The 23,039-nt window shown below is 58.4% G+C and carries 22 protein-coding genes; 3 read left to right on the top strand and 19 right to left on the bottom strand.

Features of this window, described 5'->3' with window-relative positions; genetic code table 11:
* Positions 1-7: 7 nt before the first annotated feature.
* Genes ACNQP3_RS21870 through ACNQP3_RS21840 form a run of 7 tightly spaced genes read right to left on the bottom strand, consistent with a single transcriptional unit; the run spans position 8 to position 7,950 of the window.
* Positions 8-523, bottom strand: coding sequence for a type 4 pilus major pilin (locus ACNQP3_RS21870; protein ID WP_023628939.1), 516 nt, complete (start codon positions 521-523; stop codon positions 8-10).
* A gap of 22 nt (positions 524-545) precedes the next feature.
* Positions 546-1,712: a type II secretion system F family protein gene (locus ACNQP3_RS21865; RefSeq protein WP_023628940.1), complete on the bottom strand. Its 1,167-nt coding sequence runs from the start codon at positions 1,710-1,712 to the stop codon at positions 546-548.
* Entirely contained in the window at positions 1,705-3,243 is a 1,539-nt protein-coding gene (locus ACNQP3_RS21860; protein WP_023628941.1) for a GspE/PulE family protein, read from the bottom strand. The genes ACNQP3_RS21865 and ACNQP3_RS21860 overlap by 8 nt, the downstream gene beginning before the upstream one ends.
* 12 nt (positions 3,244-3,255) lie before the next feature.
* A complete protein-coding gene (pilP, locus tag ACNQP3_RS21855; protein WP_023628942.1) occupies positions 3,256-3,771 on the bottom strand; it encodes a type IV pilus biogenesis protein PilP in 516 nt (171 codons plus the stop codon).
* Positions 3,761-5,086: a type 4b pilus protein PilO2 gene (gene pilO2, locus ACNQP3_RS21850; protein ID WP_028692969.1), complete on the bottom strand. Its 1,326-nt coding sequence runs from the start codon at positions 5,084-5,086 to the stop codon at positions 3,761-3,763. Before pilO2 ends, pilP begins: the two co-directional genes overlap by 11 nt.
* Positions 5,087-5,098: 12 nt before the next feature.
* Complete coding sequence (locus ACNQP3_RS21845) at positions 5,099-6,814, bottom strand: PilN family type IVB pilus formation outer membrane protein (RefSeq protein ID WP_023628786.1); 1,716 nt, start codon at positions 6,812-6,814, stop codon at positions 5,099-5,101.
* Positions 6,811-7,950, bottom strand: a complete 1,140-nt coding sequence (locus tag ACNQP3_RS21840; protein ID WP_038707446.1) for a TcpQ domain-containing protein — start codon at positions 7,948-7,950, stop codon at positions 6,811-6,813. Before ACNQP3_RS21840 ends, ACNQP3_RS21845 begins: the two co-directional genes overlap by 4 nt.
* Positions 7,951-8,226: 276 nt before the next feature.
* On the opposite strand from ACNQP3_RS21840, the gene ACNQP3_RS21835 reads away from it, so the two are divergent.
* Positions 8,227-8,877, top strand: coding sequence for a hypothetical protein (locus ACNQP3_RS21835; RefSeq protein ID WP_023628785.1), 651 nt, complete (start codon positions 8,227-8,229; stop codon positions 8,875-8,877).
* 140 nt (positions 8,878-9,017) lie between these two features.
* On the opposite strand, the gene ACNQP3_RS21830 is transcribed toward ACNQP3_RS21835, so the two are convergent.
* The 8 genes from ACNQP3_RS21830 to ACNQP3_RS21795 all read right to left on the bottom strand — a co-directional run bounded on the left by ACNQP3_RS21830 (position 9,018) and on the right by ACNQP3_RS21795 (position 17,640).
* On the bottom strand, positions 9,018-10,982 hold the full coding sequence (locus ACNQP3_RS21830) for a DEAD/DEAH box helicase (RefSeq protein WP_023628784.1): 1,965 nt from the start codon (positions 10,980-10,982) through the stop codon (positions 9,018-9,020).
* A gap of 436 nt (positions 10,983-11,418) precedes the next feature.
* Positions 11,419-13,329, bottom strand: a complete 1,911-nt coding sequence (topA, locus tag ACNQP3_RS21825; protein ID WP_023628782.1) for a type I DNA topoisomerase — start codon at positions 13,327-13,329, stop codon at positions 11,419-11,421.
* A gap of 149 nt (positions 13,330-13,478) precedes the next feature.
* Complete coding sequence (locus tag ACNQP3_RS21820) at positions 13,479-14,474, bottom strand: Abi family protein (protein ID WP_023628781.1); 996 nt, start codon at positions 14,472-14,474, stop codon at positions 13,479-13,481.
* 169 nt (positions 14,475-14,643) lie between these two features.
* A complete protein-coding gene (locus ACNQP3_RS21815) occupies positions 14,644-14,841 on the bottom strand; it encodes a CrpP family ICE-associated protein (RefSeq protein WP_023628780.1) in 198 nt (65 codons plus the stop codon).
* Positions 14,842-15,262: 421 nt separating this feature from the next.
* Entirely contained in the window at positions 15,263-15,649 is a 387-nt protein-coding gene (locus tag ACNQP3_RS21810; protein WP_023628779.1) for a hypothetical protein, read from the bottom strand.
* Between the two features lie 197 nt (positions 15,650-15,846).
* The gene (locus tag ACNQP3_RS21805) at positions 15,847-16,359 is read right to left on the bottom strand and encodes a single-stranded DNA-binding protein (RefSeq protein ID WP_023628778.1); all 513 of its coding nucleotides are present in this window, start codon (positions 16,357-16,359) and stop codon (positions 15,847-15,849) included.
* A gap of 13 nt (positions 16,360-16,372) precedes the next feature.
* Entirely contained in the window at positions 16,373-16,888 is a 516-nt protein-coding gene (locus ACNQP3_RS21800) for a DUF3158 family protein (protein WP_230852995.1), read from the bottom strand.
* Positions 16,889-16,914: 26 nt separating this feature from the next.
* Complete coding sequence (locus ACNQP3_RS21795) at positions 16,915-17,640, bottom strand: PFL_4669 family integrating conjugative element protein (RefSeq protein ID WP_023628776.1); 726 nt, start codon at positions 17,638-17,640, stop codon at positions 16,915-16,917.
* Between the two features lie 314 nt (positions 17,641-17,954).
* Here ACNQP3_RS21795 and ACNQP3_RS21790 point away from each other — a divergent pair, with 314 nt between their 5' ends.
* Both ACNQP3_RS21790 and ACNQP3_RS21785 read left to right on the top strand, forming a co-directional pair.
* Complete coding sequence (locus ACNQP3_RS21790; protein ID WP_123902454.1) at positions 17,955-18,314, top strand: hypothetical protein; 360 nt, start codon at positions 17,955-17,957, stop codon at positions 18,312-18,314.
* Positions 18,269-18,637, top strand: coding sequence for a hypothetical protein (locus ACNQP3_RS21785; RefSeq protein WP_143524245.1), 369 nt, complete (start codon positions 18,269-18,271; stop codon positions 18,635-18,637). The genes ACNQP3_RS21790 and ACNQP3_RS21785 overlap by 46 nt, the downstream gene beginning before the upstream one ends.
* On the opposite strand, the gene ACNQP3_RS21780 is transcribed toward ACNQP3_RS21785, so the two are convergent.
* From ACNQP3_RS21780 to ACNQP3_RS21765, 4 genes are all read right to left on the bottom strand, one after another.
* Positions 18,591-19,007, bottom strand: coding sequence for a prepilin peptidase (locus ACNQP3_RS21780; protein ID WP_372340171.1), 417 nt, complete (start codon positions 19,005-19,007; stop codon positions 18,591-18,593). The two genes, ACNQP3_RS21785 and ACNQP3_RS21780, sit on opposite strands and share 47 nt — an antisense overlap.
* 295 nt (positions 19,008-19,302) lie before the next feature.
* Positions 19,303-20,601, bottom strand: a complete 1,299-nt coding sequence (locus ACNQP3_RS21775) for an STY4528 family pathogenicity island replication protein (RefSeq protein WP_023628773.1) — start codon at positions 20,599-20,601, stop codon at positions 19,303-19,305.
* Positions 20,598-21,293, bottom strand: a complete 696-nt coding sequence (locus tag ACNQP3_RS21770; protein ID WP_023628772.1) for a DUF2857 domain-containing protein — start codon at positions 21,291-21,293, stop codon at positions 20,598-20,600. The genes ACNQP3_RS21775 and ACNQP3_RS21770 overlap by 4 nt, the downstream gene beginning before the upstream one ends.
* A gap of 32 nt (positions 21,294-21,325) precedes the next feature.
* Positions 21,326-23,038 carry a ParB family protein gene (locus tag ACNQP3_RS21765; RefSeq protein WP_023628771.1) on the bottom strand — a complete coding sequence of 571 codons (1,713 nt, stop codon included), beginning with the start codon at positions 23,036-23,038 and terminating at the stop codon, positions 21,326-21,328.
* Between the last annotated feature and the right edge of the window lies 1 nt (position 23,039).

Raw genomic sequence — 23,039 nt, 5'->3', positions numbered from 1 at the left:
GCAGCCTTCAGTAAGTAGTCCAGGAGATCGAGTTCATTTCGTTGGAGCAGCTTGTTGTAGCGGCGGCGGGAAGGACCTCGCCACTGGTTGCCGAGCCACCATTGATGGCGGTGGTGGTCTGCTTGTCCTTGGCGATCTTGGTGGTCAGCGTGATGCAAGCCGCTTTGGGGACGTTGCTCTCGGAGAGGGTGAAGGTCATGCCATTGCTCACAAGCGTGACGGCGCCGTTCCACTGGTTGGTCAGGGTGGTGCCCGAAACGCCCATTGAGCCGGTTCCGTCGATAGCGATCAGCGAAGGCACGAGATTAGTCCCCGATGTGCCATATCCAGAAGATCCCTTCAGCTTTTTGGCGTTGGTGATGATGGTGGTGATGTTGCTTTGCTCTACAGCGGCATCGGAACTCCCCAGCATCTTGTAGCCGATCCAGGCGATGAAACCTAAGGCGATGGTAATGAGCATGATCCACATCACGCCGTCGATGGACAGGAAGCCACGTTGGTTTTTTGGGGTAGAGAGTGTCATTGGTTGCCTCTGGGCTGTGTGCTTAGTGTTGGATTGAGTCCATCAGGCCTATGGCCAGCTGGAAGATGCCGACCATCACGAAGATCATGAGCAGGCCCATGATTACTGCGGATAGGGCTGTAAGGGACTTCGAGACCGTTTCCACCCGCTTGAGCATTTGCTCGAGCCAGCGATTGGCGAACCTCTCCATCGATGCGGCGAAACTTTGGCGTGTGGCCAAGACCTGCAGGAAATGGATGGCCATCGGATCCGGGAACTGGTGCCCGGCTAATTTGAGTGCTGTACCGAAGTCTTTACCCGAACTGACGCCGTAGTTGATGGCGTCGATCCTTTCTCGCAGCCAGGGAGAGGCGCTCCGGCTGAGAATGCTGAGCGCACTCAGTTGGCCCACCCCGGCGCGGAGCATCACTGACATGTTCAGCAGGAAGATTGAGCCGTGCAGGACTTTGTAGATTGACCAGGGGGGAATGCCTTCGAGCCGCAGCCTGGTGGTCTGCAGTAGCAAGCTGAGCTGCGTTTTCCAAACCGGGCTGTTCGGTCGAACCTGCAGGCCGCAGAAGTATGGGAGGGTCACGAACGAGACGACGACCAGGGTCAGCACGACTGCAACGATCAGAAGTCCGTAGTTCGTGACTACCTTGGAAATTACATAGAGCAGACTTGGGATGCCGGTCCACAGCTCTGGATCTTGCCGCTGAGCCATCGACGGCACCATCCAGGTGGCGATGACATACAGCAGCGCCCCCATGAGGCTCCAGGTAATCGATGGAAGCGCTACGACGGAGACAACCAGGCGAGAAATGCGTTGGCGGGCCTCGATGAGCCGAACGCAGTCCCGGAAAGCCTCCACAAGGTTGCCGGTTTTCTCCCCGGTATCGACCAGGGAAGCCTCGTCATATGGCAAATGGCTCCTGCAGGCGTCGGCGAGAGATTTTCCTCCCCGCACTAGCATCGCCACCTGACCACAAATGACTGACACGGGATGCATCGTTTTACCGTCATTGCTGAACGCCTTGGCAACGGTCTCCAGTGCTTCTTCGATCGGGATACCGTCCTCCAGGACGCCCATCAGGCTCTCGTAGAACTGGATTCGCTCGTTCTTCCCAAACTGCTTTGCATAGAAGGTGACCGCCCAGCCCTGGGCGGCCTCCCGTACACCTGTCCAGAAGTCCTGAAGCAATTCAAACATCGGATTGCTCCATCAGCTGCCTGTCGAAGTCGAGCGGCCCAGCGAAGAGCTCGGCATCGCGTGGGTCTACTATCCCGCTGGTGACTTTCATGATCCCGTGGGCGATCTTGGTGATGCCACCCATCTCGTTGACCCAGTACCTGCGCGCAGCGCTTGCACCGCGCTTGGTGAACGTATCCATGAGCTTGACGTTGGTCAGCAAGGTTTCGGCGATAACGGTGCGATCGACGACCCCAAGGTTCCTGCACTTGCTACAACCTTCACCGACCAGATTGACTTGGTCGACGATCTGCAGCTGCTTCAGCCGGGCGAAGAGATCCTTGCTGATGCCGTGGTTATGCTCACGCAGCGGGATGCGGCAAGCAGGGCAGAGCACCGGCACTAATGACTGGTTAGCGATCCCAGTGGTCAGCAGTGGATCGGTGACCAGGTAATCAGCCACGCCCATGTCAATCAGGCGCTGGATGGTGGCGATCACGTTGTTCGTGTGCAGGGTTGACCAGCTCTGGTGACCAGTCATGGCGCCGGTGTACGCCGCCTGGGCTGACGCCAGGTCGCGCAACTCACCGTACATGAGGACATCTGGGTCAAGCCGTACGGCATTGGTAATACCGTCACCCCAAGTCTCGCCGGCGTAAATCGGTGACTGGTTAGCCTTGAGCGGATACTCAGGGGGATGCTCGAGCGTGAGGATGTGCCTGGAGCCACCAGTCTCGTCATACAGCGCGTTGAGATTGACCTGCAGGGTCTTGGATTTTCCGGATCCTGTTGGGCCAGTAATCAGGTTAAGTCCGTAAGGCAGGCTCCGCAGTCTTCTGAAGTGCTCGATCTGCTGAGGCAGGAAGCCGAGCTCTTCGAAGCTCTGCTTGGAGGTATCGTCGTACAGCAGACGCATCACCATCAGCGGGCCATCCACCAGCGGCCGGGTTGCAACCCGAGCGCCGTACAAGCCCAGTTGGTCGACAAACTTACGGCTGACGCGGGCATCCTGAGCGATGTGGGGCTGGTAGTAATCGCCAGAAACATCGCACATGCTGTTGTACAGAGCAGCGCAGAATTCACGCCCTACGTCGCTCTTTTCCTGGCGTACCTCCTGAAGGACCCCATACAGCCGATACTTGATCCGGGTGACATCGTGCGAAACGACGATGTGAACATCACTGGCGCCGCGCCGGTGGGCGTCCCCCATGAACTCCACCACCTGGGCTTGGCGCTGGGTTTCGACAAGTGCCTTCATGCCCCTCGACGCCGAGGCTTGATACAGCGTCTTGATCTCAGTCATCGAGGCTAAGACCACTTCGTAGTCAATGCCTTTGTGCTCAAGCTGGTCCATGAATGCCATCACGTAGGGGTCACTGACGTGTTGGGGAGAGATGTACAGCTTCCCATCGGCGGTCATGGCCAGGACCTGGCGCAAGTCTTCCTTAATCGCATGAGGGCCGCCTGGGGCGGTCAGTACCGCCACTGGCAACGGCGCCAAAGTCAGTTCGGCAGGCTCAAGATCGACGGGCTCTGCGGATAGCTCGGTCATGGTCAATACTCCTCAGGGTTGGCCGGGCAGGAGGCCGGGGAGGCTCTGTTGTGGCTGAGATACCACCCGGTTACCGAATCCAAGTGGGTATCGCTTTCCCTCCTTGGTCAGCACGACCCCATCGAGCGTGATCTGTTGGACCCGGAAACCGTTCGGCAGCTCGCTGCCAGGCTTGGCGTCAAGCTCGCTGCCGTCGCTGTAGATCAGGCTTGCCCGTAATTTCTGTCCGGAGCCGCTGATTTCTTTCACCACCGGCAATGCCGATTGGCGCGGCCCTGAGGATGTAGCCGTCATGGCGGGAGTGAGCCCGACAGTAGGAAACTGCGTCACTGGCTGGGGGGGGCTAGGTAGTGTGCCGTTTGCCTCGAGCTCTGCCTTCGCGCGTTCGGCTTTTGCCTTGAACAAGATGGTTTCGCTCTGCACCTTGCCGAGCTCGCCGACGCTGATGGCTGAGAGATCTGTCGCTGTCTGTGCTCCGGCAATTGGCATCCAGAGCGTGAGCAGGATCAGGCTGAAGTTATTTCGCATACAGGACTCCTGTGACTGACCAGATCAGGTGGTCGGCCTTGTATTCGGTCTTGATCTCCTGCAGGCGCAGCCCTTGGGTTGGAGCGCCATTGAAGGAGTCGTAGGGCAGCACGCCAGAGGTGTACGACAGCTGGTACTGCTGCCACTGGGGAGGCGGCGGCGGAGGTGGCGTGGGTTGACCTGGCAGAGCAGGTTCCTGAGGCGTAACAACGGGGATCGGTTGCAACTGCGGTTCCTGAGAGAAACCATGGAACCAACTGGTCAAATTCTCCAGAGCATCTCTGGCCTCAATGAGGGCGTCGTCACCGGCAGCATCAAGGGAAATGTCGAATTTCAGCAGCCCGGTCTTACCCTGATTGATGAACTCCGGGCGGATAGAGAAGAGTTCTGCGACAGCCATCGTGAACTCGTGAGCGGTGCTGTTACCTGCGCGTTCGTAGGTCGCAATAACCTGTGAACTGTTGCACTTTGCCTCCATGAAGGGCCAGCCGCGGATACTCAGCGGCAATCGGTTCATGAACCTGCTGCAGGCCTCAACGAAATCGGTGACCGAGGGCTGTTTCGCCCAGGGGTGCTCCAGCGCCTGGATGGGTTGTTCCGTGCCTGTTTGCCTCTGCAGCTCGGCCAGCTCCTCGAGGCGTTTCTTCTCCGCCTCGATGGCAGCTTGACGCGCGATCTCTGCCTGATGGGATTTCCATTGTGACCAGGCCAGTAGCCCTCCACCGATCAAGAGGGCCACCAGGAGCAACTGAGCCAGCTCAGGCTTGGACATACCGAACACGAGTGGACGCAGCCGGTATTCACGCTTGAGCCGGGACGGCTGGAGCAGCTCATCGATGTCGATGAGGTCGCCGCCCATGCCAAACTCGGTTGGTAAGAACTCTCGCTCAAACTGGATGCCGCGACTGCGTTGCTGCAACACCCGTTTACGGACTTCCGATGCCGTGGCAATCAGGTCGCAACCCGGGATGATCCTGCCCTCATGGACAGCGACGATGGCATAGCGATCTTGATCGGCGTCGACGGCCCAGGCAGCAATCCATGAATCACCGAGCTGGCCAGCCAAGGTCGCAGCCAGCGAGTACATGCCTTTGTGAACGTCAGCGGAGCGGGAAACAAAGCCCGCCTGGATCATGAGCGACGTTCTTCGGATAGCCACGATGTCCAGGCCGTGCTCATGGCCATACTGACGGGCTTCCTTCATGTAGCTGGTCATGTTGCCCAGGGGCGTCCAGAGCATGCCAGTGACGAAGACACGCCCCCGGTGCTGGATGGTCTGCACCCGGCTCGAAGGTTTGTGTGTATCGGTGTTCATGAGCGCCGCCACTTACAGGTTGTCCGGGAGGACGATTGGTGTCACCAGTACCACCAGGGCGCTGTGGGACGTCGAGCGGGTTCGCCCACCGCCCAAGCCAAAGAAGCTAGGACTGCCAACGCCGGATTTACGGGCGTCATCCCCGTTCTCGTCGAACCCAGTCAGAATCAGTGTCTCACCGCTGCGCAGACGGACCTTGGGCGCCACGTTCTTGGTGTCGTAGTCCGTGGTCTGGACCTTGGAGTCGTTGCTCTCGAAGTCCTTGAAGATTGGCTTGCTGCTGATGCTGAGGGTGATCATCAGCAGCATGTTTTCTTTGTCCAGGAGCTTGGGCAGCAGCATCATGTTGAAGCCACTGGTGATCGTCGCCGGTGTCAGTGCGGTGCTGGAACCGACGGAAGCGGTGGTGGTGGTCGAGCTGGAGGCGACATAGCTTTGGACGTTGCCGATCTGGATCGGTGCCGGCTGCAGGTTCAGCGTGGTCACCGATGGCGAGCGCACTTCGGAGACGCGCCCCTGTTCTGACAGGGCTTGCACGACGGCCTTGGAGCCTGCCCACGGAGAGCTGGACGTATCCAGAATGCTGCCGCTGGCAGAGATCGCCTCGGAACTGATGCCGGCGACGGTGTTGCTCAGGCCGAAACCCCATTTCCCGGAGATGGACTTGTAGACAGCGCTCCAGTTGACAGCCGTCTGGTCGCTGTCGCTGAAGTTAACCTCGTAGACCTTGACGTTGAACAGCACCTGTCGAGTGATGCTGCGGTTGGTATCTTTCAGGTAGGCCGAAATTCGATTCAGCACCTCCGGCCGGTCGCTGACGGTGAGCGTGCCGGTAGAGCGAGAGAGATACAGCCGCCCTGGAGGCTGCATGCTGAGCATGGCCTTGACGTTGCTCTCGATGTCGCTCATCAGTGAGGTTTTGTACGTCGACTTGGTGCTCTGGTTGCTGCCGGATTCACCCGTGGCTCCTCCCGAAGATGTCGAAGAGCCCGAGTCGCCGTTGCCGGTGGAGGTCAGCAGGCCCGACTTGACGGTACTCTCGATCTCCAACTCGTCGCCGAATGTCCAGACGTCGAAGGTGCGGGTGTCGAAGTAGGTAATGCGCACGCCCTGCAGCTCAGGGTCGAAGTGCCACGACAGCCCCAGGCGTGAGGTGGCCTGGTTAAGCAGCCCGGAGGTTTTGCCGTTGTAGTTCAGGCCGGAGATCAGTCCTCCGCTGCCGAGGCCCAAGTCGAATGAGCTTGCGCTGCCAGGCATTGCCCCCGCCATGCCATTTGGCAGAAGACCCGCTAGGCTGTCTGGATCAGGTACAGCCTGAGCGGCGCCGCGAGCGGTAGTGCCGGCAGACTTCGAGGAGAGGATCCCGGGGTTCAATGCGTCAGGCGCTACAATGACCTGCAGCCCGGTTTCCTTGGTGATCAGCTGAGCCACGTCGGTGATCGACACTGGGCCTGCAGGCCGATAGGCAATGTCACGGTCCAGGCTGAACGGGAGCCCGCGCCTGGTCACCAGCGGCTCAGTGGAAACCCAGGGCTTGTTGCTGAAAACGACCGTGTCGCGGTTTTGTTGTGGCTGCTGGTTCTGCAGGAACTTGGTGTACTGGCCAGCCGTGCGGCCCTGGAACTCTGCTCGGTCGAACGACTCATTAACCCGTTGCACGGCACAGCTGCTCAGCAGGGCCAAGGCGATCGGGGTCAATGCCCAGCGGACCCAAGAAAACTTGTTCATTTCTTCTTCCTCTCAGCGACGTACAAGACGCTCTGGGAGCCTTCGCTACCGTCGACGACGAAGGATCGCGGGGCATTGTCGTAGAGCGGGAACAGCTGCTTAATGGCTTCCTGGAACGGGCCTTCGAAGTGCAGCGGTGCCTCGATCGGATAGTTGAGGTCTTCCTGGGCCCAGATCACCCGCCACCGGGCTTTTTTGGCCCATTCTTCAACGGTATCGCGCAGGGTTGATCCAACTTCGGCCGTCCATACTTGGGGCAGCGGCCGGGGTGGTGTGGCGGGCTTGACCTCGATGGCCGGGGCCACCACTGCTGTAGTGGTCACGGCAGCCGCTGGCTTGGATGCTGCAAGTTGGTTGGGCGCATTCGGTGCTGGGGACGCAGGTGTCGAAGGTTTAGCCGCGGTGGTTACCATCGCAGCCGGGATAGAGCCATCCTTGGCGGGTGCCATTGGGGGGAGCGCGGGAGCCACTGCCGCTGGGGCTGCGACAGCGGGTGTAGTCGTGGAGATGGGGGCGGGAGTAGGCACTGCGGCGACGACTACGCCTGGCGTCGAGGCTGGTGTGGCGGGGCTGGTTCCAGGAGCCCGCGCTTTGTCGGCGTAGAGTTGGCCTGCCGGCGTCGACGGGGTTGGCAATTGGTAACCGGGGCGAAGCACGAAGCACACCTGACGGTTCACCTCATCGACTTTCACCTGCCAGGCCGGGCCCGCGAGGACCTGCAGGGTGTTTCGCAGAGTCATTGGGCCGAGCTTGTACTGGGCTGCTGGCAGAGGTCGGGTGTACAGGATGTTGACGTGTTGCGAGCTGGGCGGGCAGAGGGCGTAACCTGACCGGTCGACCACGTAGAGCATGGCGTCCCGAACGCTGGGGTTCATGCTCGATGGGATGGTCACGTCGATGATCTGTGCCATCAGGTCGCGCTGGCTCGCGTCGGGTTGGGTGCTCACCAAGGTGTAGCGGCCATACCGAACGACGGGTTCCTTCTCCGGACTTGCTCCGTTCGGGTAGATGTCCGGAGACAGCCATTCGGGATTGCGGCTGCTATCGAACGCCGGCTTCGGCGGCTGCTCAGCCTTCTGAATCGCACAACCCGCAACGAGTGCGGCGAGCGAGAGAGTGGTCAACTGCCTGATCATGAGGCCCCCTGTAGTCATTGAAGGCAACGGTGACAGCCGATAGCTTTCCGCGCAGCTGGAAATCAATATCTCGCAGGACCAGATTTTTCCGGTGGGCTGATGAGTTCGTGCAACGGGTTGTCTTGGGTGCCCTCGGCAGCGGCCAGGGGGGCATGATTTTCTTGGCGTAAGGCTGATCGGCCTATCGCTGAGAGTATCTCTTGGCCTAAAGTGCATTTCATCACCGCCCAGGTCGGCGATCATGTCCGCTTCAATACCAAATTAAAAAAGATAACCATGAAAGAAACACTAGGTAGGTTGTATTTGTGGCAAATAGCACTGGCTAGGGTTTTGGATCTCCTGGCGCTTATGCAACGAGTAGACCGCTTCTGCAGAACTGGAAGGCCAAAAAATATTACTGAGCTGTATGATCAGGAACGTCGCAGATTAAAAACTGGTCTGCGACTTGAGGGCGAGGCATTAGATAGTTTTGAATCAGAGCATGGCTCCTTGTTTCCTGATGTTCACGATGTTCACCTTATTGATGAATTAATCACAGAAGAAATCATTATAAAGTTGTGCACTATTTTTAATTCTGGTTGGGGTAAACCCGGGGTTATTGCGGGAAATAAGAAATCGTTTTGGGAGCCGATTGTCGCTGAGGTGATTTCTGAGGCCTTCTCAGGTGACGTTAAAGTCAAGTTTTATGAGTTTCTAGAGGCCGCGAAGGGATACAGAGACAAGCATGGTGCCCACTTTGATCACGAAAGCTTCAACATGACTCATGGGGACAAAGAAATCGGTGAGGATGGGGTTATCTACAGCGTAGGATGGACCAGCGCCTTACTGACTTTTGATTGGGTTTTTGTGAATGAGACCCTGCCAGTATTTGCTAAGGCGTTGAACTCCTATATCGCCAAGTTACAGAGAGACGCCGGTATAATCTGATGGCCCATGTTTGGCAGCAATGCATCGGCCTGTTTTCCAAGGATTTAGGTTGGTAGTAGTCATTGGGTTCACGTTGAAAGGGTTAAGTTTCGGAGCTATATCATTCATGAGCTCAAACTGTGATTCCCAAGCGATCCTACTTATTGGATAGTCGCTGCAAGCATTGCCTTGGCCAGCGCGTCCTGCTGCTCTTCCGGCTCAATGAGCTCCAAGCTGACTTGGCGCTTCGCTAAGAGCATCTGCCAGAGCTGCTGATCGATGCTGTTCTCCACGAGGGGGATCTTCACGATCACCGTCCTGAGCTGACCATTCCGGTACGCCCGGTCCTCGGCCTGATCCTGTTGTCCGGGTGTCCAGGGCAGGCCCAGGAAGAAGACGTAGTTGGCGGCCGTGAGGTTGTTGCCGGTACCGGCGGCTTGGGTGGTGCAGATGAAAGCCCTGCAGTCGGGGTCGCCCTGGAACTTGTCGATCGCCTTCTGGCGTTTGGTGAGTGTGTCACTGCCGACCAGGGTGACGTTCCCGATACCGGCTGCATCGCACAGCTCCTTGAGGCGCGCGACGGTGGGTTTGAACTCGCAGAACAGGATGACCTTGTCTTCGGGGTCCAGCTCGCCCAGCAGGTCCATAGCGACTCTGACCTTCACCTGTTCCAGGTAATGGCGAAGCGCGCCGAGCCTGGCAAAGATGGGCCTGTCCTCGAGGCGAATGCTGTCGTACTTCTTCCGCTCCTCCACCCCCATCGCCACGGGCAGCAACTGCCGGTGCTTACCCTTGAGCCCGGGCAGAACGTCTTTGCGCCGGCGAAGCATCCAGTCGCCCAGTTCTGCCCGGAGGTTTTGCCGGAACTCTGGGCTGCCGGCGAAGCGTTCGCAGAAATCGCTGAGGGGCAACTGGCCGACCGGGTGCCCCGATAGACGTAGCAGGGTGTGCAGCTCTGTCTCGCGATTGAGGACAGGCGTGCCTGTCAGCAGATAGCGATTCGGCACCTTGGCTGCGATATCGAAGCCATGGCGTGTACGCTCGGCAGTCGGCTCCTTCAACTGGTGCGCCTCGTCGACCACTAGAACGTGGTAATGCTCAGCCAGCAGCACGTAGTCGCCGAGACGCTCGTAATTGATCAGCATCCATTGGACCAGCGGGTCGTGCTTCTGCACAGCGACTGTCGCGTCGGGGTAGACCGCCAGGATTTCGCGCTGCCAGTTGATCAGCAACGAGGAAAGGGTCACCACCAGGATCGGGCGACCGGCTGCACTGATATGCGCCGCGATAATGGCCTGGCGCGTCTTGCCGAGGCCCATATCATCAGCCAGCAGTGCGCTGGTGCGCTGGAGCAGGTGAGCGATGCCAGCAGGCTGGTGATCGAGCAGGGAATAGCCGACCAGGGCCTGGGCGATCGTGGCATCTGAGAACTCGGTGCGTTCAATCGGCGAGACGGCAGCGAGGTAGATGTCGTTGGAGCTCTCCTCACCGCTGGCGGCTGTCGAGGGTTCCTGAGGAGCACCGCCCAGGCTGATGCGTGGAATGTCTGCTGCTGGAACCACAGAGCCATCGCCCAGGAGCTCCTGTACCACGTCCAGGATCTCGAACTGCTCCTCCACAAGACCGAGCTCCAGGACCAGGTTGCTGCGCAGGATTTCGGCGGTGGCGTTGACTCGCCACGAGCTGGATTTGCCCAGGAACACTCCCCGCATCCGGCGGGCCACTGCAACTACTCCAGGATGATAATCTCCGGACAGCAGCACACCGCCGTCGGCGAGCGGGGCAATTCGCAGTAGCATTCCCGAGATGAACGCGTCCCGGCGTGGGTTGGCCAGCGCGCTCTCGATCTTCTGGCGGAAGGCCTGCCATGACTCAGTGACCTTGCCACCGGCCAGCTCGATCAGCTGGTGGTACACCAGGTCCAGCTCGTCGATGAGCTTGGCCTTGGGCACGCGCCAGTAGCGGCAGAGCGGGTGATCACTGCGGCGAATGAAGAACCCGCTCCGTGCGAACATGACCTTGTTTGCGCCTTCAATGTAAGGCATGAGGATGCCCATGTCGTAGCCGTCGAATACGGCGGCTTCGAGCAACACTGGTTGGCTATTGAGGAGGCGTGGCCGTTTCAATTGGCGTCCGCGCTCTTGGACTTCATCGGCACAGTCTGGTCCAGGTGGTAGGCAGGCACCCATCGGGTTAAGAGTACTGAGCCATGAAGCGACCCTCCCTGGCCACTGATTACGTACGCCGCAGGCTCTGAGCCCTTCGGCACACGTCTGCGTTCCTGCTTCCAGTACCCAGCGGTTTTGATGTCGTCAGGTTGTAACGGCCAGCACGACTCGCCTGGCCGGGATTCATAATGAGGGACCTTCGGATTGTCCGCCTGCTCGGCCTTCAACCGGTCAATGACTTTCTTGGAACGGGCCACAAGCACCTCCGGGAGGATGAGTAGTCAACTCGTCATCATTCAAGGTGCGCCTACCCGCACCCGTAAGAGCGAGCAGATTGGCAGTTGGGGGAAACCTGCTACAGGAGAAATGGATTACCGCCTTCGAAACATTTCGCCTACATGCCCCTGGGCTTGGTCATATCAGGTTTGTCGCCCACTGTGGGGTAGCTCACGCGGCAGTTGTTCGCTTTGAACCCGGTGCATCCCCAGAAGTCGTAACCGCCATCGCCGCGCTTCTGTCGGCGCGCGAGAGGCATCCCGCACTTGCCGCAGGAGTAGCCGTCCTGGGCGCCCGATGAGGATTCAGGCGACCGCGCCTTCATCGCCACTGTGGGCGCCTGTCGGAGGCTTTCCAGCTCACTCTGGAGGTGCTCGTAGAACTTGGCGACCACAGGGCCGTACCTATCCTCACCGCGGGCGATTCGATCCAAGTCCTTCTCCAGCGTGCTCGTGAAAGCCAGCTCGAGGAAGCTGAATCGGCCTTCCAGCTGGGCGACGGTAGCCTCTCCCAGCGGTCCTGGTACCAGCTTGCGCTTTTCCTCGACGACCAGGCCCTTGCTGGTGATGTTTTTAACGATCGCGGAGAAGGTGCTGGGCCTGCCAATCCCACGACGCTCCAGTTCCTTGATCAAGCTGGCCTTAGTAAAGCGCCCTGGCGGTTTGGTCTTCTGGTTCAACACCTCGCCCTGGAGTACGTTGAGGATCTGCTTAGGTTGCAGCGCCGGCACTGGATTTTTGGGCAGGTCGGTCGACTCCTCATCCGTGTCGTCTTGCTGCAGGAGCTTCATCCAGCCGAGATAGGCTACCGAGCTACCCGTCGCAGCGAAGCGCAGCGGCCTTTGATCCGGCCCCTTGGCCAGCAACTTTGCGGTACGCACGTCGTAGATGGCATCGGCGAGCTGGCTGGCCAGTGCGCGGATCCGAATGAGCTTGTACAGCGCCTGTTCATCGGAAGACTCTCCCGCAACCTCATCATCCCAAGCGGTTGGCGCGATCGCAGGGTGACCTTCCTGTGCGCTGTCTGCTGCCTTGAACGTCCGGCGTTCGTCTACAACGTCGAGCCCCTGGCGTCGTGCGACAGCCTGGATGTCAGGCATGGCCTCATCGGCCAGGTTGGGGTTGTCCGTCCGGTGGTATGTGATGACACCCTGCTCGTACAGGCGTTGCGCAATCTGCATCGTCTTGTCGGGGTCCCACTTCAACGCCACGCTGGCGGCTTGCTGCAAAGTGGACGAAATGAACGGTGCGGGCGGCGGACGCCGCTTCTTGCCGTCTTCGCACGATTCCACGATAACTGCACGGGTGGCGGCGACCCGGGCGGCGAGCGTGCCGTCCTGGACGTAAGGGTGTTCTTTGCTGGCAAAATCCGGCACCGGCTGCCATGCGGCAGTCCAGGCCAAGCTGGAAGCTTCGTCCCTGAAGGTCAGTTCTGCGCCGAAGTGGTGGATGACCTTGAAGTTGCGGATCTCCCGTTCGCGCAGTACAACCAGGTAGAGCGCAGGTGACTGTACACGGCCCGCAGACGTGGGTTGCCCCATGACTCGGCGCAGCTCCTGAGTGACGGGGTAGCCCACCAAGCGGTCGAGCACCCTACGGCACTGTTGTGAAGCAACGAGCTGGCCGTCGATCTTGCGGGGGTTAGCCAAACCCTCCCGCACACGATTCTGTGTGATTTCATTGAAGGTGACGCGCTTGTACTCGCTGATGCGCAGCGCCTGCTGAATGTGCCAGGCGATGCTTTCACCTTCGCGATCCGGGTCAGTGGCAATATAAACCTCGGTGGCGTCCTTTAGCGCCTTGCGGATCGTGCTGACGTTGCGGGCACTCTTGGGCAGCATCTCGTACACCGGCCGGAGGTTCTTGAGCACCCCAGTGGTGATCATCGTCTCGTCCATCCCCTTTTCAGGGAGGTCTCGGATGTGGCCACCAGTGGCTACAACCGTCCATTGCTCGCCAGGCCGGATCTTCTTCATCATGGGCCCTAGCTTCTTCAGCTTGCCCGGTGCCTCGATGATCATGAGTTTCATAAGGTGACCCTGAACAGTTCGAACAGAGCGCACTCTTGCCGCCGGCCGGAGGCGGCACAACGCGAAATGGTCAACTGAAAGGGCGGGAATTCGTTGGGATTGCTTTTATGAATTGCGTGATGAGGAGTGGTGCAATTTAGTCTCCTTGATCAGATTCCAAAGAGCTTCCTGGGGAATCCAGCTTCTGGAAGCCCAAGTGAGGAGAATTGGCAACCAGGCAAGGAGGGCTTAGAGTCGAGTAGATCTGCGACCTGTTTTATCCAGCTTGAACTTGGCCCCAAGCGTTGAACAAGCAGCCAGATGACGCTGATTAGCCCGAATATTCGAGATCGGGCATTTTGGTCAAGCGCCAGGTTTTGAAAATAAGGGTTGTCAAGAACGGAGAGCGGGTTGGCCGCTACTTGGTTCCAAATACGAGTATGATGTGCGCACCTGTTGCGCAAGGTATTTATCTCTCGTAGCCACTGAGTTAGCACGTGGGTATCACTAATACCTAGTCGAGCCGCAATGCGATTTTGATGGTTGCCTTTGAGGATTTCGAAGTATTTCGATAGTGTACCAAAATCCCATGCCTCCACAGCTACCCAGAACGGAATAGCTTTGTGCGCGCGTCTATGCCATTCAATGGAGTCTTCTTGGCTACGATCCAACAGATTTTTTTGGCGTTTTTGCCACTCTAACCAAGTATTTCGTTTTTGGTTAGTTTTGCGGTCATTCCAGTCTTCGGTCTGTTTAGGGCGAATGAACTGCGAGTCCGTATACGCCATTGGTGAGTGGTAGCCAACCTCGTGAGCAATTACAGTCCTGACCTGGATCTCAATCCGTTCAATCGCGTCAAGCATGAGTTGTCTAAGTTTCTTATCAAAAAGATAAAGATCGACGGCGTCATTGAAGGTTGTGTCAGGTAGAAAATTGCTTTTTCTACGCGGTTTGCGTGTTACTTGGCAGATAAGGACATTCTGTTGCTCGTCCCTATCAAAGTCGCGCGCGGGCTGCCAGTAACCACTGAGCCGATAATAGCCGATCTGTGAAATCTTCCGTTCTGCTCGGTTGGGGTCAGGTACGAGCATGCCTCTGGTAATCAGTAGCTCAACCAGTTCGGAATAATTTTTGAATGGCTTAGGAGGGGCTAGCTGCTGCAACATCCATGTTCCAGATAAAAGAAGGCCCAAACATAATACTGGACAAAGCCAGCACCAGAGGTTCAGGCGCGATTGGGCGGTGATTCTAGGGAGAAGGCGGAGGGGTGTCAAGACAAAATCAGCAGGTTGGCTGTGAAGGCCACCGCAAGCTGGAGGCTGTAAGAGCAAGAGGTCAGAGGCTGAGGATGAGCTGCTGGGCTCGATTGTACCCTTTAAGCCAAGAGGCCAACATGGCGGGGTGCTTGTAGGGACAAGCATACACGGGCAGCCCTTTCTCGGCGGCTTCCACTCCGGCAGCCTCCACCGCAGGATGGGGGTTGTTGAACTGGCGCCTATCCGCTTTTCGCTCCTGGGCCACTACATGCTGCATCGAATGCTCCTCATCAGTGCCCCTGCACCTGCCGGGCAGATCACGCCTCAAACATTCTTGATACCGGAAGCCTCGCGACAAGGCGCTTTTTTCGACTCCAGTAGCTAATTTTTAAACACGTTAGCAGCTGTAGGGTGGAGATGCCTTCAGGAAATGGTAATTTGCCAATGCGACGATTTCAACCGCCTCCTGACCTGGGCAAGCGCTGCTTGCAGCGCCCCTTCGGCCACGACTTGCCGTCCTGGTTGCGGGAGCTTCCCGAGGCGCGCGACCCTGGGCAGTAGGTTCTGGCCGCCAGGAGTTGTGTGGCATCTGACGCCAAGTGTCGAGTGGGCGGTCGCGTCGATCTGTTCTGGCTCCCAGAAACTTCACGAATGGCGGCGGAAAAATTAGGCCCCACACCAATGCCCGTGTGCCAGACCTAGTGGGGAATCATGCTTGAGCGGTAGAGTGCCGACCAAGCCAGCAGCGTCGCGCTGGGGTCCTCCAATGCGGCACGAACCATCACCTCAGCGTGTTGGCCTGTGATGTCGCAAACTGCCTGCCCAAGTCGCAGGAGCTCAGCCGTCACTCCTGCATCCCGGGCCTTGGTCGCAAACTGATACTCCTCGGCCTGCCCATACTCAAAGGTGGCCTTGAACTGGGAGCGAAGCATTTCGATGGCCTTCACCTCAGCCTCGGGCAGGAGGATGGTTTCGCCGTCGCAAAAGACCTGGGGAACGCCTTCGAGAGCATGTACGGCTTCCATGTAGCGCGAGGAGTCTACCGTCGCTTTGACGGATGGATATTCCGGGTAGTCGTGGTGCACGGGACGTTACCTCGAAGCGGAAATAGGTGGCGAGGCGCTGTCCTTGTCATCGGCAACTTCACGAACGGCGCCTGAAAAATGCCTGCCAAGATGTAGTTGGGTTTCTACGGCGAAGCTTCATCGAAGGGAGGGGTAGCTCGTAGTGACATCCTTGTCACCAGGAGCTTCGCGATGTGGCGCGCCAAATTAAGGGGGGGCTACAGAGGGATGTCGTCGTCAAAGCCTTCGCCGTAGTGGCGCATGTCCTCGGGGCTCGGCTGAGGCACGTTTTGAGCCTGGCCACCGCTGGTCTGACTGCGCGCCTGACCCTGCGGTTGGTTGGTCGGACGCTGACCGCCGCCGCCGCCAGACAGAGATACGTGCTCGATGCGATGTGGAAGAATCGCGATCCGGCTGGCTTCGACCTTGAGCGCAGACACCTCCTGGCCACTTTGTTTATCCGTCCAGCTGTCCATGATCGCGCGGCCAATCACCACAACGCGCATGCCCTTCTGGAACAGCGCTGCGAACCGCTCGGCATCCTGGTGCCACCATTCGACGTTGGCCCAGAAGCCACCACGATCCTTGTAGCCACCCTGGCCATCAGGGATCGAGTTGTCGAACATCACATTGAGTCGCAGCATGTGCCGCGGATCTTTGTTGCCGTTGGCGAACGACCGGTGCTCGGCAGCGTTGCCGACGTTGCCTTCCCAAACTACTGGTGTACCCATGGTGTATCTCCGTTCAGTGTTGAGGTGGGTTCATGACCTGCTGCAGTCGAGCCTGATATTCGGCCTCGGCCTGCCCCATTTTTTCTGCGCACTCGGCGGCCTGTTTGCCGATTGAGTGGATGAGGCTGATCTGCATGTTCAGGGTGATTCGGTGTTGCTCCAGGGCAAACAGGTCCTGCAGCAAGTGGGTTGGTGTTTTGGGGGCGTGGATCATCTGGGCCCATACGCCGACACCCATGCGCCGACCTTGCACGCTTTGCCAGCGAAGAAAGGTTGTGCCAGCCGCTGTGTTTTGCTCGATGAGCCTGACGGGCAGCAGGGCGAATGGATGTTGACGGACCTGGGCCAGCACTTCCTGGGTAATGGCGCGCAACCCTGCCTCCAGCGATGCGCAATGCTCCGCCAACTGGATCAGCTCCCCCTTACCTTTAAAGGGCTTTAAAAGGCCTTTTAGTGAGGCACTCTGTTGCAGCGCCTGATAGGCACCCTGTTGCAGCGGTTTGAAGGCACCCTGTTGCAGGGCCTCCATGGGTTGGGGGTCCAAACGCATCAGGATCAGGCCTCGCCTTCGAGATCGTCATCCAGATCCTCGACCGGGTCTGCGGAACCACGGCGGATGGGCGGGGCAAAGTTCGACCTGCGGGTGCCTTCCAGGATGTCCTGGGGGATGTCGCCGTAGCGCTTGTACATCTCGCGCGCGTTTTCAGCCCGTGCATTGTTGGCGGCGAAGTCGTCACGCGATGCACCGGAGAATCGATGGAGCTGGGCCAGTCCAAAAAGACTGCGCAGCAGGTGAGCACCCTCGTCTATCCAGATCTCGCCATCGCGGCGGCCGATCATGGCGACGTGCTGAGCCAGCAGGATGCGGCGGACGACTTCGTCGTATTGAGTCAGTAGATGGACGCCCTTGAAGCCCAGCGGGTTGGAAATGAAGAGTGGCAGCTTCAGCGGTTGAATGGAGAGGTTCTCACCGATTTCGAGCGCCTTGGGCAACTGGGCCATCACTTCATCCAGGCGGCTGTCGATGGCCTTCAGGGCATCGTCCACTTCCTGAATCTTCTCTTCGATCCTGATCATCCACCAGTCCGAGTATGGGTCGTCCTGGGCCGCTCCACGGTCGATCTGGTTGATCTTGAGGCAGAAGCCCGCCAGCCCGAGGATGCTGTGTTTGTCATCGGTCTTCTGGCGGCCCAGCCAGATTCGGGCAGCATGGTGGGTGTGGAGAGTCAGCTGGACCTGGCTCCTGAGGGAGCCGATGTTGAGCTGATAGTTGTCAGCCATGGACATGGTTTCCTTATATAAGGTGGGTGAACGATGTCCATGCTGCTTTTAGGCTGTTGGGCGCGCAGTAATAAATGAAGAACCCGGGGTGCTGGATTTGTCATAGTCGGCGCACACCATCCTGGTGTTGCGGGCCGCAACACTCCCAGGTGGTGCCGGTGACAACACTCGATCGGGCTCACGGCGGTGCCGGTGCCGGTGAATGATGCGGGCCGCATCACTGTCAGGTGGTTCCAGTGGAACCACTCGACCTGGCTCGCGCCGGTGCCGGTGCCAGTGAATGATGCGGGCCGCATCACTATCAGGGGATTCTGGTGGAACCACTCGACCCGGCCTCGGCGCCGGTGTCGAATCAGGTGAGTGATGCGGGCCGCATCACTATCAGGCGATTCCAGTGGAATCACTCGACCTGGCTCGCGCCGGTGTCGGTGCCGGTGAATGATGCGGGCCGCATCACTGTCAGGTGGTTCCAGTGGAACCACTCGACCTGGCTCGCGCCGGTGCCGGTGCCAGTGAATGATGCGGGCCGCATCACTATCAGGGGATTCTGGTGGAACCACTCGACCCGGCTCGCGCCGGTGCCGGTGCCAGTGAATGATGCGGGCCGCATCACTATCAGGGGATTCTGGTGGAACCACTCGACCCGGCCTCGGCGCCGGTGTCGAATCAGGTGAGTGATGCGGGCCGCATCACTATCAGGCGATTCCAGTGGAATCACTCGACCTGGCTCACGGCGGTGCCGGTGCCGGTGAATGATGCGGGCCGCATCACTGTCAGGTGGTTCCAGTGGAACCACTCGACCTGGCTCGCGCCGGTGTCGGTGCCAGTGAATGATGCGGGCCTCACTATCAGGGGATTCCGGTGGAACCACTCGACCTGGCTCGCGCCGGTGTCGATGCCGGTGAATGATGCGGGCCGCATCACTCGACTAATGGTCCATGGGTTATTAATCAATGAGTTAGAATCACAAATGCGCTCCAGCCTGCGGCGGAGATGAACGGACCAAATGGAATTCTTGCGTCGGTAGATCGCTTTCCCAGGAGTATGAGAAGCATTGCGGCTAGACCTGCACCTAGCAGAGAGCAAACTACAGTCCAGCCAAGTACCTGTAGGCCACCCCACGCACCCATCAATGCCAACAGCTTAATGTCGCCTCTACCGATGCTTTCTCGGCCAGTGATTAGTCCGGTTAGTTGACTCACAGACCAGAAGAAGCCAAAGCCAACGACACACCCCCAAAGAGCGTCCTGCAGTACCGTGAACAGTCCGAAGGAGTTGAGGACTAAGCCGGCCCAGAGTCCTGGTATTACCAGCGAATCCGGCAGTAGGTGGTGCTCACTGTCGATCAAGCTCAAAGCCAGAAGCATCCAGGTAAACAGCAGGGCACAGAAGGCCTGCATAGTTGGCCCAAAATGCATTGTCACCACGAGTGACAACGCAGCGCAGCTAATCTGCGCGGTCCAGATTACTCGCGAAGGGGTTCTGGCCGGTTGAAGGTCGGAATGTTTCTCTGAATCCAGCCCCAGCAGTTCCCGTGCATCCCGCTGCCATTGGCGCTTGAGGAGTGCAGGTAGGCAGCAAGCGCCCCAGGTACAAACGCGGCCCGCCAGCATACCAATCACAACAGAGGCAAATCCCAGGGTGATCGTAGAACCCATCCAATCACTCATCGGTGGGCTCCACGCGGCGTCGAGGGTCAAGCAGGGCCTGCAGCGAGGTCAGCGCGGAATTTGCTGTCTGCATCGCAGTCGCTGTCGGTGCCGGCTTGGGAACGGCGGGCTGAGTGGGCCGTGCTACCACGCTGGCCGCTGGCGATGACGTCGGAGTTGCAGCAGGCGCTGTAGGGCTCCACTCTGCGTTGAAGTCACCCCGTATGGCCTTGCCTGCAAGGCTCGTCAGGTACGCGAGGGGCTTGGCGACACTCCCGCTAGTACAGCGATGCTTCCACTGGTTGATCACCGCCTCTCGGAGATTCTCCGGTACCGGCCCCATGATCTCACGTGCCTTCACACGGTCCTCTGGCTTGAGGAGATCTAGGGCAAGTAACCAGTTCACACCTGCACTCTCGCGCGGTTGTACAGAGCTTTTAGATACAGACTTGTCTGTATTTGTATACGTACTAGCTGAGTTCGGAATCCGAACTGAGGGTGAACTCAGTGGTTTCAGGCTGAGTTCGGAATCCGAACTGAGGGGGAGGGCCCCCTGTTTCGCTGAGTTCGTACTGAGTTCGGATTCCGAACTCAGTCCATCCACGGCTAAGTCTTGCTGAGTTCGGATTCCGAACTCAGGCGCAGGCAGTGCATTTTGTTTGGTTTCAACTGCCCAGGTCTGGGCGTTCAGTCGATCGCTAATCGTGTCAATGCGCGAGGGAAGTCGTCGCCCAACGTCTGGATCGCTGGTGAATTCTCTCCAGGTAATTGCCGCGATGTCCTTGATCGCTTTGTTCTGATGCTCCATGGATTGCATCAGCAAGGTCATATAGTCCTTGTCGAACTCCAGGGCCTCCGCCGGCGTGACAGGCTCGTCGTGTAGGAGGTAGACGTTCCCCTGAACCTGGCCGTTGATCTCATTCCGCACCGTCCGGCCCAGGCTTAACCAGCGGGTCAGACGGAGCACCGTCAAGGCTTTTGCCACGGTTTCTCTAGAGGCGTGTTTACCTGGATTCATGCCGAGGTAGGGCCGCAGTTGGTCATAGGTGGGGAAAGCCGTGATTCCATCTTCATTGACCAGCAGTCGAAAGACTTGCCAGCAATTGCGTTCCAAGGGGGTCAACCGATTGTCGAGTAGGAGTTTACGCGGGACCGTTTCATGCGGATTTCCGCTGAAAATTATCCCGGAGTAGGGTGTAGCAGGCGCTGCAGTAGGGGCGGTGTCCTCAGCTCTCTTCTTCTGCACATGGGCCTCGAGTTGCCCCGAGGCCGAATCTAGGAGCGTGGAAATCGGGAACCGTGTGAGCTTCATCTTCTCTGATCGCCTTCTCCAGGATGGATAGAGGCGGTGCCGCTTTCATCGACATGACGTAGGCCGCCCTCATCCAAAAGGGTGAGCTGTCGTCGCTCAGTGACTCGGGAGCGTTCAGTGCTGCCTGGATACAAGCCTTGTTCGACCCACTGAGTGATCCGTGACCAGATCTGCGCAAGCGTGAGACCGTCCGTGCTCAGCTCCTCGGCAACCAGCATGGCCACGTCGAGCATGGCCAAGCTGTCCTCGAGCTCGACGCGGTGCTCATCCATCAACTTGGTCCAGCGATGCCAAATATGGTGATCCTGATCTTCAGAGAGCTCTGGCCATCGACCGCGTGGGGCACGCACCCCAATGACGGTACGCTGCAAGGCTATCTCTTGAGGTGTGAGCCCGAAGAACTTGCCGAGCAAGCTGGTCGTGGCCCCCAGCCGGATCGCGCGCTCGATAAGCCGAGTTTCCTCTTCTGTACGCGCGGCGCCGGTCAGCAGCTTGAGGATCATTGAGCTGTTGATTGACACGTTGACCCATGAAACAGGGGTATTGCGGAGCAAACTGAGGACTGTTGGGTGCTGGATCTGGCCCAGCACCTCTGGTTCAACTCCCATCTCTACACAGCGCTGAAGTTGACCGTTACGCATGAGGTCAAGCAGCTGTGAGAGAACCGCTTCGTTAAGTGTTGACTTGGACATTGAGACTCCCTCCCATTCATCTCATCGAGTGTTCAGTTGTCCTGGACTGGCGAGGACCGTTTGAACTCTTCGATTTCCAAGTCGATCAGGCGTCGAGCCAGCCGAATGATGCGGAATAACTTGACCAGCGCACCGTCACTCAAACGACCTTCGTCACCTGGTGCCTGCTCAGCACCCAGAGGTTGGCCCAGCAGCAGTTGGCCCAGGCCGGCAGCAAACTCAAATTCGCCCAATGCACTGGCAGGGTTTGGTTGCTCGTTCAGCATCTTGAGTGCGATAGCCATCGCACCGCTCAATGACTGAAGCAGTGTCAGCGTATGTTGAGCTGTTGCAGTGACTTCAACTTCGGTCTCCGGCTGTTTGTACTTGAACCCGATCCCTCCATCGATTACCTGGATATCGCCAGGGCCGTTGACAGATTCGAGGATCTCCACGGCCAGTTGGGCTACCTGGTTGCGCAACTCGCCAGGTTGGTCAATCTGACGCTCGATGTACCAGAGGTCGGTAATGGGGTGCAGTCCGCCGGCTTGCACGGGGATGGCGACCAGGCAGTTCGAGTTGAAATCGGGCAGCGTTTCCCCGCTGAGGGCGGCAACCTTCGCTTTTGTCTCGATCACCCGCTGGCTGAGGTTCGTTGGGGACGCGATATGCCCTGCAATCCGTTCCTGCTCTTGCTCTGGTGTGAGCGAAGCTCCCGGCATTGGAGCAGCTGGCTGGTGGGGAGGCTGAGAAGGCTTCGGCGAACTCCCAGTAGCTTCAGGTAGCTGTTGCGATGCCGGTACCGGTACCGGTGAAGCTGTACCAGTACCCAAAAGACTGGCGGGATGATTACTGGACTTGCCGGTACTCGGCACTTCTACCACTGGCGTTGAGCGACGGAGCTTATCCTGCTGCTGGGTAATCTCCAGCAGAATGTCCTCGTAGCCGAGCTGCAGCGATTTTTTCATCGTGCCGATGAGCTCGTCCTGGAAGCGCTGGAACAGGAATTCTTCCGCTTCTCCCTCGAACTGGGCAAGGACGTCCTGGAACAGCATTTCGAAGTCAACGCCTTCATTGCTGTAATGCTTGTCCCAGCAAGCCAATGCAGATTTTCTCAGCGCGATTATTTTCGTGATCCGGTCGATACCGAGACCGGAGTAGAGCAAACCAGGCACTGCAGGCAGCAAAAATTGCAGGGTATCCAGCATCCTGCTGATATGGGACTGAGAAATAGGGTACCCATCTTTAGATAGGCGTCGAGCGAGCTCGCGCTGGGAAATGGTCTCGCCGCTTTCCTCCTCATAAAGCGCCTTCGCTCGACCCACCGCGACAGCTCTCTCGATGAATTTGAGCTCACCTTTGAGATCCTCGGCCAGGTGACCGGTGAGCATCACGATCTCGCCTCGGATCTGATCCCATGGGCGGAACAGAACATTAATCCTCTGAAACCTTTCGTCGCCAGTTTCCTGGAACAGCTCCTTCAGAATTGTGATTCGCGTGTTCCCACCGTTGCGGATCCGGTATTTTTCCTCTCCAGGTCTGCGTGTTACAGGCGGAGGGGTGTCGAGGCCACGGTGGCGGATCGACTCCTTGAGTTCATCGTATCGTGGGTTGCGAGTGGTACGAGGGTTATCCTCCCAAGGGAGGACCTGCTCGACAGTCAGCACCAATGGGGTGTCCGCGATAGGGTCACTCATGGCCGCGGTGGTGCCTGTAGGGGTGAAGCCTGGAGCGAGAAGCTTGGCTTTGAGGTCTGTAGCGGCCATC

Source organism: Pseudomonas sp. LFS074, from assembly GCF_047978165.1.
GTDB classification, from domain to species: domain Bacteria; phylum Pseudomonadota; class Gammaproteobacteria; order Pseudomonadales; family Pseudomonadaceae; genus Aquipseudomonas; species Aquipseudomonas putida_P.
Note: the sequence above shows the minus strand (reverse complement) of the source record. Positions and strands in the feature narration are given on the sequence as shown.